The organism is Ectobacillus sp., assembly GCF_056992975.1.
The window spans coordinates 1-10,869 of sequence record NZ_JBXKMX010000104.1 but is presented as its reverse complement, the minus strand read 5'-3'; the positions used below and the strand labels follow the sequence as shown (position 1 = coordinate 10,869).

Sequence of the window (10,869 nt, the reverse complement as noted above, 5' to 3'; positions counted from 1 at the left end):
CCTTGCTATTTTATTCGTTTTTCTGATCTACAGGATATGATAGAGCAAGAACAGTGGGAGAAAAGCGATGTGTACGATGACAGGGTATAATGTAACCATTGTAGAATAAAAAAGACAATGGTAAAATGTACATAGCCGACTTAAAAATCTGTAAGCTCGTATGGACGAAACCAATACGTAAGCTTTTGTAAAGATATGAGGTGAAAAAATGATTTCTGATAAACTGAAATTAACGGCAAAGGATATTCTCGAGAAAGATTTTAAATCTGGTATTCGGGGCTATCAACAAGAAGAAGTTGATAAATTTTTAGATTTAATTATCAAAGATTATGAAACCTTTCATCAAGAAATTGAGCATCTACAGCAAGAAAATGCTCGCATGAAACGTTTAATTGAAGAACAAAAAGGGAAGCAACCAACAGTTGTACAACCAATTCAACCTGCGCAGCCAGCACAGCCAGTATACAATAATATGAACACTGATATTTTACGACGTTTATCTAACTTGGAAAAAGCTGTTTTTGGAAGCAAATTGTATGAGTAACAAAAAATAATTTGCGTATTTTGATGTTATACAGTATAATTTATCACGTCATAACGTTTGGGTGATCGCTGCAGCATTTGCTGTAGAGGAAAGTCCATGCTCACACGACCTGAGATGGTTGTAGTGTTCGTGCCTAGCCAAGTCATAAGCTAGGGTAGCTTGGCCTTGCGGCGAGGCTAACGGCAGGGAAATAGCCTAAGTCTGATAAGATATGGCTAGACTACTTTGAAAGTGCCACAGTGACGAAGTCCCAGAAGAAATGATGGGAGTGGAACGAGGTAAACCCCACGAGTGAGAAACCCAAATTATGGTAGGGGAACCTTTCCTAAGTAAATGAACGACGGGAAAGGACAGATCATACATCTGTAGATAGATGGTCACCACCGGAGTACGAGGCGAAAGCCGTCTGCAGTACTATGGAACAGAACATGGCTTACAAAACGTTATGAATTAACAATGATAACGAATAGCTCTCCTTACTTAAAGGAGAGCTTTTTGTGTGGTATTATATATGTATTGCAAATTTGGATTAAAATGTTTTTATTAGGAGAATGAAGATGGGTAAAATTACATTAATTGCAACGGCAGCTATGGGATTAGAGGCTTTAGTTGCTAGAGAGGTTCGCAATCTTGGATATGAGTGTGAAGTGGAGAATAGTAAGGTAACATTTCAAGCTGATGAGTCGGCGATTTGTCGCTCAAATCTTTGGTTACGAACGGCTGATCGCATAAAAATAAAAATCGGTGAGTTTAAAGCTACATCGTTTGATGAATTATTTGAGAAAACAAAAGCACTACCATGGGGCGATTATATACCGGAAAATGCAGAATTTCCGGTAATAGGTAAATCGGTAAAGTCACAGTTGTTTAGTATATCTGATTGCCAAAGTATCGTAAAAAAAGCTGTCGTGGAAAAATTGAAAAGTACGTATAAACGAACAACTTGGTTTGAAGAAAATGGTCCTTTATACCGTATTCAAGTTTCCTTATTAAAAGATGTAGCAACTTTAACAATTGATGCAAGCGGAACAGGATTGCATAAACGAGGTTATCGGGTTGGGCAAGGGGAAGCACCACTGAAAGAAACACTAGCCGCTGCACTTGTTATGCTAACGAATTGGAATCCGAATTTGCCTTTTGTTGATCCTCTATGCGGGTCAGGTACGATTCCGATTGAAGCTGCCTTAATTGGTCAAAATATTGCACCTGGATTTAATCGTGAGTTTGCAGCTAGTAAATGGGGTTGGATATCTCAAGACAAATGGGATCATGCCTATGAAGAAGCAGAAGATAAGGCAAACTATGATCAACCGTTGCATATTTTCGGATCTGATATTGACCATGGAATGGTTCAAATTGCACAAGATAATGCAAGAGAGGCAGGATTTGCTGATCTTATTTCATTTAAACAAATGCAAGTAAAAGATTTCACTACAAAAGAGGAATATGGCTATGTGGTGACGAATCCACCATACGGAGAACGTTTAAGTGAAAAAACAGTGGTAGAGCAGTTGTATGTTGATATGGGAAAAGTGTTTAGAAACTATAATACTTGGTCTATCTATGTTGTAACAAACAATGAAAATTTTGAAACATTATATGGAAAACCTGCATCGAAAAAACGTAAACTTTATAACGGAACGATACGTACAGATTATTATCAATATTTCGGAAAACGTCCACCAAGATTGAAAGAATAATTCTCCTTTTCTGTACGTATACTGTTTATTATGCGTACAGAAAAGGAGAAGGTAACCAATGGAGAATTTGGATGAGTTTATCCTTATTAAAAAAGCAATCGATTATACAGAACATATAATCGAACAATCAGATTCTATGCAAGCTAGAAATGAAATTATACAAGCCAAGCATTCTTATTTACTCGCTTTATCACATAAAACGCTATTAGATGAGCAATACATGAGGTTAATCGTAGAATGAAAAAGTTTTCCATTACGGAAAACTTTTTCATTTGTATCATTCATATGAGTTGGAGGAAAGTGTCGTGACAAGAGCAGGATTACCATTTGAAGTAGGAAAACAAGATAACTTTTTTGATAGGTTAAATGAATGGATTGGAGACGTCTTATACGATATATTACCTGAACATGGGTTTGAAATGCGGGATGAACAAATATTTATGGCGTTTCAGATGGAACGTGCTTTTAAGGAAAAGAAAGTATTGTTTGCAGAAGCAGGAGTGGGTACTGGAAAAACAATTGCTTATTTATTGTATGCAATCACCTATGCACGTTATATTGGAAAACCAGCTATTATTGCATGTGCGGACGAGACTCTTATTGAACAATTAGTGAAAGAAGAAGGGGATATAGCTAAGCTGTCAAAGGCGCTTTCTTTACATATAGACGTTCGTCTAGCAAAATCAATGGAAAATTATTTGTGCCTAAAAAAAATGGAACGTGTAATTGAAGGATCTCCGTCAGAAGGTATCGAAGAAGCCTATGATCATTTGCCGGAATTTGTATTTGATCACGGCACGATGCAAAATTTCCACCATTATGGTGACCGTAAGGAATACCCTCATTTAACGGATCAAGAATGGTCACAAGTAGCATTTGATTATTTTCAAGATTGTATTTCCTGTGAAAAACGTCATCGCTGTGGGCAGACACTGTCTCGTGATTATTATCGAAAAGCGACTGATTTAATTATATGCTCCCAAGATTTCTATATGCAGCATATTTGGACATTTGAGGCTCGCAAACGCGAGGGGCAGCTACCCTTATTGCCAGAAGCTAGCTGCGTTATATTTGATGAAGGTCATCTGGTAGAATATGCCGCACAAAAGGCGCTTACCTATCGGTTGCAACAAACGATGATGGAGGACCTACTTACACGTCTGCTTCAAAATGATATTCGTGAGGAATTTGCAGAGTTGATTGAAGAGTCTATTGAACAGTTTTCAGATTTTTTCCATATTTTGCACGAAAATACGGAAGAAATACCTGGGTCTAAGCGTATGAATATACGGCGTTCAAGCCTCTTAATGAAAATAGCAAAGCAATTATACGAGAAAATCGAAGAGATTGGGAATTCTATTGTCTTTGAAGGCGAAATGCATACGATCGATGAATATGATTTATCGGTAGTGGACGAGCATTTGGATTTAATGGAACATTCCTTACAATTATTTCTTGAAAATGAAAATGTAATTGCATGGGTAGAAGAAGATGGTGACGGATGCACATTGATTATTATGCCACATGAAGTGCAAGAAGTGTTGAGAGAGAGAGTATTTTCGAAGCAGATTCCGATTGTATTTTCTTCTGCTACGTTATCTGAAAACAATTCGTTTTCCTTCTTTGCTAGAAATCTTGGCGTTGAAAACTATCTTTCCTTTTCTGTTGATTCCCCGTTTGACTATGAGGAACAAATGAAAGTATATTTACCTACCTATAGCAAACATCAAGAATGGATGAAAAAAGTAGAGTACACGTTATCATCACTAGAAAAAACAAATGGAAGAACGCTTATTTTGTTTAAAACGAATGAAGAATTAAAGCGTTTCAAGGAAGAAATGCAGGAGCGTAGCACCTATCACGATTTTTTATATGAAGGTGATAAGGAAATGAGTGTGCTCGTTTCTCAGTTTCAAAACGAAGAAGAAACGGTATTATGCGCAGTGCATCTATGGGAAGGGTTAGACATTCCAGGTTCCTCCTTATCTCATGTTGTCATTTGGTCGCTTCCATTTCCACCAAATGATCCTGTTTTTGAAGCGAAACGTCAACATGTAAGTGACCCATTTCAAGAGGTTGATTTACCATACATGATCCTTCGTTTACGCCAAGGGATTGGAAGACTGATTCGAACGAGCCAGGATAACGGCTTTATTACGATTTTTCTTCAGAAAGAGGAACTAGCTACGGTTGTGGAAAATGTGAAGCGTATTCTACCGGTTCAAGGGGAGAAAATGGAATAACGGCATATGCAGGATTTTGTTGTTTTTCATTGAATGGTAATAAAAAGGAAGGAGATGTATCAATTATGAATTCTAGAAATGAAACGGAAGAACAATTTTTAGCGTATGTAAAAAAAATTGTAAACTACCGAGAAGCGTTAAATCTTATTTTTTGGGACTTACGGACAGGAGCCCCGAAAGAAGGAGTTGAGGAGCGAGCTGAAGTGATTGGTATGCTTTCCTCTGAGGCATTTCGGATGTCCGTTTCTGATGAAATGGCAGCTTTTTTAAAAACGTTAGAAGCAGAAGAAAGACTCTCAAAACGAACTGAGAAAATTGTTGCCGAATGTAGAAGAGAGTATGATCGAAACAATAAGATTCCACAGGATGAATACGAACAATATGTGAAAATACAAGCTAAAGCTGAAAGTGTGTGGGAAGTTGCAAAGGAACAAGCTGATTTTTCTATGCTCGCTCCTTATTTAGTGCAAATTATTGATTATAAAAAGAAGTTTATTTCCTATTGGGGATATGAAACAAATAAATATGATGTACTTCTGGACATATACGAGCCTGGAATGACAGTCGAAACGTTAGATGCTGTATTTACTGAATTACGTACTCGCATCGTACCACTCGTGAAAAAAATAGCAAACAGTACTCTTTCTCTCCAGACCGAGCCTTTGTATGCATTTTTTCCAAAAGAAAAGCAGCGACAATTTAGTACAATGCTTTTAGAACAGCTTCAATATAATTTTGAAGCGGGTCGTCTAGACGAAACGATGCACCCGTTTGCAATTACTTTAAACCCAGGAGATGTTCGAATTACTACTCAGTATGATGAACATGATTTCCGAAAAGCTATTTTTGGTACTATTCACGAATGTGGACATGCTGTTTACGAACAAAATATTAGTAAAGATTGGATTGGTACCCCATTATGCTCGGGTACATCGATGGGGATTCATGAGTCACAATCTTTATTTTTTGAAAACTTTATTGGACGCAATAAGCATTTTTGGCGTAAAAATTATGAGATGCTGCAATTAGCTAATGAAGGTCAGTTTGATAATTTAACTCTTGATGATTTTTATGCTGCAATAAATGAATCTAAACCTTCTCTTATTCGCATTGAAGCAGATGAATTAACGTATCCACTTCATATTATGGTCCGTTATGAAGTAGAAAAAGCTTTATTTGATGGTGATCTTCAAGTGAAAGATCTGCCGAAAGTATGGAATGATAAGATGGAAGAATATTTAGGAATACGTCCTCAAAATGACCGAGAAGGAGTTCTTCAAGATATACACTGGGCAGGAGGAGACTTTGGGTATTTTCCTTCCTACGCACTAGGCTATATGTATGCAGCGCAGTTTAAGAATAAAATGGAGAAGGAAATAACAAATTTTGATGAGTTGTTAGAGTATGGAGAAGTAGAGCCTATTGTGGAATGGCTGCGTGTACATATTCATACATTTGGTAAGAGTAAAAGTCCGAATGAAATATTGAAGGAAGTTACGGGAGAAGGACTACAAGCTACTTATTTAGCTACCTACTTAGAACATAAATACAAGGAAATTTATCATTTGACGTAAGCAGGTTTTTGTTTGAATAGAAAAGACGAACACAATATATAATATTCAGATAAATGTACGTGTTTTTTCTATGTTTTTCTTTTCATATTTGGCGACTTACTGTATAATTAACCATGTTAATTACATACGGGCACTCATATAATCGTAGGGATATGGCCTACAAGTTTCTACCCAATAACCGTAAATATATTGGACTATGAGTGAGGACAATTGTTGCGTAATGGTAGTTTGAATATTCCATTTGTAGAAAAGGTATTTCCTCACTGATAGGTGAGGAAATACCTTTTTTTCATACATACTTATAAAAGAGTGCTCGGTAAAAATAGGTTTCAAAAGGGGATTAAACATGCAACTGTTAAAAGAGAAGATTAGAAAAGAAGGAAAAGTAGTCTCAAATCAAATATTAAAAGTCGATGCTTTTTTGAATCACCAAATCGATCCTATTTTAATGCAAGAGATTGGTAAGGAATTTGCAAAACGCTTTCGAAATGAAGGTATTACGAAAATTGTAACCATAGAATCTTCTGGTATTGCACCAGCCATGATGACAGCACTTATGATGAATGTAAAAGCAGTATTCGCACGAAAGAGTAAGTCTCTAACGTTGCAGCATGTATATACGGCAAAGGTATATTCGTTTACTAAGCAAGAAACAAATGAAATTGCAATCGGTCAAGATCATCTTGCAGCAGATGATCGAGTTCTGATTATTGATGATTTTCTTGCAAACGGTCAAGCGGCTCTTGGTTTGATTAATGTAGTAGAGCAGGCAGGGGCGACAGTTGCTGGCATTGGAATTGTCATTGAAAAAGCGTTTCAAGAAGGCGGCGAAAAGCTTCGTGAAACGGGACTTCATGTTGAATCTTTAGCTAAAATTACATCCTTAGAAAATGGAATAGTAACATTCGAACAACATGCTGAAGTAGGAGGAATACAATCATGAAAAATCAACCATTTCAAATGTTTTCACTTGGTTTACAACATATGCTTGCGATGTATGCAGGTGCAGTTATCGTTCCATTAATTGTAGGAGGAGCACTTGGCTTTGGACCAAAAGATCTAACGTATCTAGTATCTATTGATCTACTTATGTGCGGTGTGGCTACGATTCTTCAAGCGTTAGGGAATCGTTTCTTCGGGATTGGATTACCCGTTGTGCTTGGTTGTACGTTTACTGCAGTTGGGCCAATGATCGCGATTGGGAAGCAATATGGCATTTCTGCTATTTATGGTAGCGTTATTGTTGCAGGGTTGTTTATTGTTTTATTTTCTGGTTTCTTCGGTAAACTTGTGAAGCTATTTCCTCCTGTTGTAACGGGATCGGTTGTAACTGTAATCGGAATTACTCTTGTCCCGGTTGCGATGAATGACATGGCAGGTGGTGTAGGAAGTAAAGACTTTGGTAATCCGGAAAATCTTTTATTAGCATTTGGTGTGCTTCTCTTTATTATTCTCATCAATCGTCTATTTACTGGATTTATACGTGCTATTAGCATTCTACTTGGTCTTATTTTTGGTACAATTGTGGCTGCTTTTTTGGGGAAGGTAAATGTTCAAGCAGTAGCAGATGCAAGTTGGGTACATGGGATTCGCCCTTTTTATTTTGGAACACCGACTTTTGAACTTACACCAATTATTACCATGATTATTGTTGCATTGGTTGGTATAGTTGAGGCTACAGGCGTATATTTTGCACTTTCTGATATTTGCGGGAAAAAGCTAGATGAAAAACAAGTAGCCAAAGGCTACCGTGCTGAAGGGATTGCCATTATTTTAGGTGGTATTTTTAATTCGTTTCCTTACACTACGTATTCACAAAACGTTGGGCTCGTTCAGTTATCTGGTGTGAAAAGCCGAAACATCATTTATATTTGTGGCGGACTCTTAATTATGCTCGGCTTTGTTCCGAAAATTGCAGCAGCCACGACAATTATCCCGCCTTCAGTTCTAGGCGGAGCAAGCCTTGCCATGTTCGGAATGGTTATGGCATATGGAATGAAAATGCTTGGTAAGGTTGACTTTGCAAAGCAAGAAAACTTACTCATAGTCGCATGCTCGGTTGGAATTGGCCTTGGCGTTACAGCTGTACCGACATTTTTCGCAAAGCTTCCGGAAAGTATTCGGATTTTAACAGACAACGGTATTGTACTCGGAAGTTTGACAGCGATTATTCTAAATCTCTTGTTTCATACAACATCCACTGAATCCAAAGTGAACAATGATGGAAAGCTAGCTTCTTGATTTTTATTCGTGAATTTCAATTAAAAAAACAACCCTCATCAGAATTAAATTGGTGAGGGTTGTTTTTTACGTCCATACGTGCCCCATCGCCATATATATTCTAAGGGTCCGTTACGGAAATGCGAGAGCCACCATTTACTAAAGAACACTTGAAGAATAAATACAAGGATACAATAGGGAACTCCGATATATAGTGGAAGCGTTTTAGAAGAGAAGAAGCCGCTAAACAGAATCAGAGTTACAAGTGTTTGTCCAATGTAGTTGGACAGAGCCATCTGACCTACATATTGAAATGGACGAAGAAGCCGCTGCCATGTTGGGTGCTCCATTAGACGCAGCAGTGTGATGATGTAAAATAAACATAGCGTTTTCCCACTAAAGGCCACAAATGGATAGATTACAGCTGAATTGTACATGGTATGGGTAATATAATAGGAAAGGATATAGTACCAACTTGGTACTGTTAATAGTAGAGTCACTATTTGTACGATTTGAAGAGGTCGTTTATAGTGACTTACACGACGAAATACATCTTTTTTTCCTATATATAATCCAATAAGAAATAATCCAGCAATTTCTGGAAGATAGACAAGATTGGAATTTATATTTTCTCCGAAGAAGTTGTAAAAACGACTACTTATGTAAAGCCATTCAAAGCTTGGTATGGGCATCGCTGTTACAATTGTATTCTCATAAGGAACGAATAAGGTAAGAAGGGTGAAGAGCATAAATACACCTTGCATCATAGCGGCTGTAGTGAGAATTGTTTTTGTACTTCGATCTATATAAAATAGAAGGATGAAACCAAATAAGGCGTAGGAATGTAGAATATCGCCGCTCCAAAATAAGATATAATGCAGGGCGCCAAATAGAAATAAAATGAGTAATCGCCGAATAAATAGTATATGGGCACGGTGTCCCTTGTTTCTTGCCTTTTCCATAAATATAGTAAAGCTTATTCCAAATAAAATACTAAAAAGAGTATAAAACTTTGTTTGGATTAATAAATCATAAAAACACCGAATAAAAGCATCTATTCCTACATAGCTGCGCTCTTGTTCCAGTGTCTCGACCCCGACCATGGTGGGCCAATTGACAAAGAAAATACCCAAAATAGCAAAACCTCGAATAACATCCAAATTAGCAATTCGTTTTTGCATTTGCAAATGACCTCTCCTTCTAATCTTTCCAAATCCATTATAACAAGAGAAACTACTCATCATATATGAAAAATAAATCCTCTTGTCTAGTCCGTATTCCAATATAATTTCCAATTATTTTCACTATTGGATTCGGACTACTACGGTATAATAAGAGTGCACAACAAGATTTGTATCACTCCTTTGAACTGGCAGTTCATGACGGAGAGCTCCCAAAAAGGGGGCTTTTTTGTTTGTTAAGCGGTAGTCGAATGCTCTTTTCGTGTATATTTTTGTGGTTTTTGAACATAGTAAGAAAAAATACAGAGCTAGGAGTGAAAGGTATGCCAAAGATTGTATCTGCTGGAATTTGTCCTCCACCGTACGAGTTCACACAGCAATCTGTAGAAAAATTCGTTTCTCATTTATTCGATGGGTCCTTTAAAGATATGGACAGACTACTGAAAGTTTTTGCAAACGGACAAATTGAAAAGCGTCATTTTACTAAGGATTTAGCATGGTTTCAAGAAGAGCATACGTTTGAAGAACGAAATGCCATATACATAGAAACTGCTGTTACTTTGGGCGTAAAAGCCATTCAAAATTGTTTAAACAGTGAACGGTTTTTAAATCATTTTGTACCTGTAGAGGAAATTGATGCTTTTTTCTTTCTTTCCTCTACAGGTCTTGCAACGCCAACTATTGATGCGAGAATTATGAATATATTGCCATTTTCTTCGCATACTAAGCGAATTCCATTATGGGGACTAGGCTGTGCTGGAGGAGCTGTAGGTTTGTCTCGCGCATTTGAGTACTGCCAAGCATTTCCGAAGGCAAAGGTCATTGTACTAACAGTGGAGCTTTGTAGTCTTACCTTTCAACGTAATGATAAATCCAAAAGTAACTTAATTGGGACGTCCCTATTTGCTGATGGTGTAGCATGTGTTTTTATTACAGGAGATGAGGTATCTATTTCCTCTGCTCTACCTGTGTTACCAATATTCAAAGGATCTCAATCCACGTTAATGAAAGATTCCGAAGATGTAATGGGCTGGAATATTCGAAATAATGGTCTGCATGTCATATTTTCTAAAGACATTCCATCTATTATTCGTAGTTGGCTTCGTCCAAATGTAGTCCATTTTTTACAAGATAAAGGGTTGGAATTACAGGATGTTTCACATTTTATTGCTCATCCAGGCGGGAAAAAAGTGCTAGAGGCGTATGAAGATTCTCTTGGAATGAGTTTGGAGCATACGCGAGTTTCGTTTGAAGTACTGAGGGAGTATGGCAATATGTCCTCTGCAACCTTACTTTATGTAATTGAAAGATATTTGTCGTTAGTGAATGAACCAGGACAATTCGGTTTACTTGCTGCATTAGGACCTGGGTTTAGCTCTGAACTGCTACTAGTTGAATGGGAGGAAG

9 protein-coding genes, 1 other RNA gene and 1 riboswitch are annotated in these 10,869 nt (G+C 37.3%); of the genes, 9 read left to right on the top strand and 1 reads right to left on the bottom strand.

The annotated features are described in order from the left end of the window. The first annotated feature begins 208 nt into the window (after nucleotides 1-208). From gpsB to pbuX, 8 genes are all read left to right on the top strand, one after another. The gene (gene gpsB / locus AC11ZT_RS05510; protein ID WP_484058644.1) at nucleotides 209-544 is read left to right on the top strand and encodes a cell division regulator GpsB; all 336 of its coding nucleotides are present in this window, start codon (nucleotides 209-211) and stop codon (nucleotides 542-544) included. A 53-nt stretch (nucleotides 545-597) separates the two neighbouring features. Continuing rightward, nucleotides 598-985, top strand: an RNA gene (gene rnpB, locus AC11ZT_RS05505) — RNase P RNA component class B. A gap of 116 nt (nucleotides 986-1,101) precedes the next feature. After that, nucleotides 1,102-2,244, top strand: coding sequence for a THUMP domain-containing class I SAM-dependent RNA methyltransferase (locus tag AC11ZT_RS05500; protein ID WP_484058643.1), 1,143 nt, complete (start codon nucleotides 1,102-1,104; stop codon nucleotides 2,242-2,244). 58 nt (nucleotides 2,245-2,302) lie between these two features. Next, a complete protein-coding gene (locus tag AC11ZT_RS05495) occupies nucleotides 2,303-2,485 on the top strand; it encodes a hypothetical protein (protein WP_484058642.1) in 183 nt (60 codons plus the stop codon). 64 nt (nucleotides 2,486-2,549) lie between these two features. After that, nucleotides 2,550-4,487, top strand: coding sequence for an ATP-dependent DNA helicase (locus AC11ZT_RS05490; protein ID WP_484058641.1), 1,938 nt, complete (start codon nucleotides 2,550-2,552; stop codon nucleotides 4,485-4,487). 65 nt (nucleotides 4,488-4,552) lie between these two features. Continuing rightward, the gene (locus tag AC11ZT_RS05485; RefSeq protein ID WP_484058640.1) at nucleotides 4,553-6,061 is read left to right on the top strand and encodes a carboxypeptidase M32; all 1,509 of its coding nucleotides are present in this window, start codon (nucleotides 4,553-4,555) and stop codon (nucleotides 6,059-6,061) included. A gap of 114 nt (nucleotides 6,062-6,175) precedes the next feature. Beyond that, nucleotides 6,176-6,278, top strand: a riboswitch (purine riboswitch). Nucleotides 6,279-6,407: 129 nt separating this feature from the next. Next, nucleotides 6,408-7,004 carry a xanthine phosphoribosyltransferase gene (locus AC11ZT_RS05480; RefSeq protein ID WP_484058639.1) on the top strand — a complete coding sequence of 199 codons (597 nt, stop codon included), beginning with the start codon at nucleotides 6,408-6,410 and terminating at the stop codon, nucleotides 7,002-7,004. Beyond that, nucleotides 7,001-8,302 carry a xanthine permease PbuX gene (gene pbuX / locus AC11ZT_RS05475; RefSeq protein ID WP_484058638.1) on the top strand — a complete coding sequence of 434 codons (1,302 nt, stop codon included), beginning with the start codon at nucleotides 7,001-7,003 and terminating at the stop codon, nucleotides 8,300-8,302. The genes AC11ZT_RS05480 and pbuX overlap by 4 nt, the downstream gene beginning before the upstream one ends. Before the next feature lie 44 nt (nucleotides 8,303-8,346). Here the strand turns inward: pbuX and AC11ZT_RS05470 are convergent, their stop codons facing one another. Then, nucleotides 8,347-9,462 (bottom strand): DUF418 domain-containing protein, encoded by a 1,116-nt coding sequence (locus AC11ZT_RS05470; protein WP_484058645.1) that lies wholly within the window; start codon nucleotides 9,460-9,462, stop codon nucleotides 8,347-8,349. A gap of 323 nt (nucleotides 9,463-9,785) precedes the next feature. Between AC11ZT_RS05470 and AC11ZT_RS05465 the strand changes: the two genes are divergently transcribed. Then, nucleotides 9,786-10,869: type III polyketide synthase (locus tag AC11ZT_RS05465; RefSeq protein ID WP_484058637.1), on the top strand; the 1,084-nt coding region annotated here is incomplete at its 3' end.

Bases quoted from the DNA above. Each gene is read 5' to 3' on its own strand.
- AC11ZT_RS05495 (WP_484058642.1), top strand. From the start codon at position 2,303: ATGGAGAATTTGGATGAGTTTATCCTTATTAAAAAAGCAATCGATTAT.
- gpsB (WP_484058644.1), top strand. From the start codon at position 209: ATGATTTCTGATAAACTGAAATTAACGGCAAAGGATATTCTCGAGAAA.
- pbuX (WP_484058638.1), top strand. From the start codon at position 7,001: ATGAAAAATCAACCATTTCAAATGTTTTCACTTGGTTTACAACATATG.
- AC11ZT_RS05485 (WP_484058640.1), top strand. From the start codon at position 4,553: ATGAATTCTAGAAATGAAACGGAAGAACAATTTTTAGCGTATGTAAAA.
- AC11ZT_RS05480 (WP_484058639.1), top strand. From the start codon at position 6,408: ATGCAACTGTTAAAAGAGAAGATTAGAAAAGAAGGAAAAGTAGTCTCA.
- AC11ZT_RS05500 (WP_484058643.1), top strand. From the start codon at position 1,102: ATGGGTAAAATTACATTAATTGCAACGGCAGCTATGGGATTAGAGGCT.
- AC11ZT_RS05470 (WP_484058645.1), bottom strand. From the start codon at position 9,462: ATGCAAAAACGAATTGCTAATTTGGATGTTATTCGAGGTTTTGCTATT.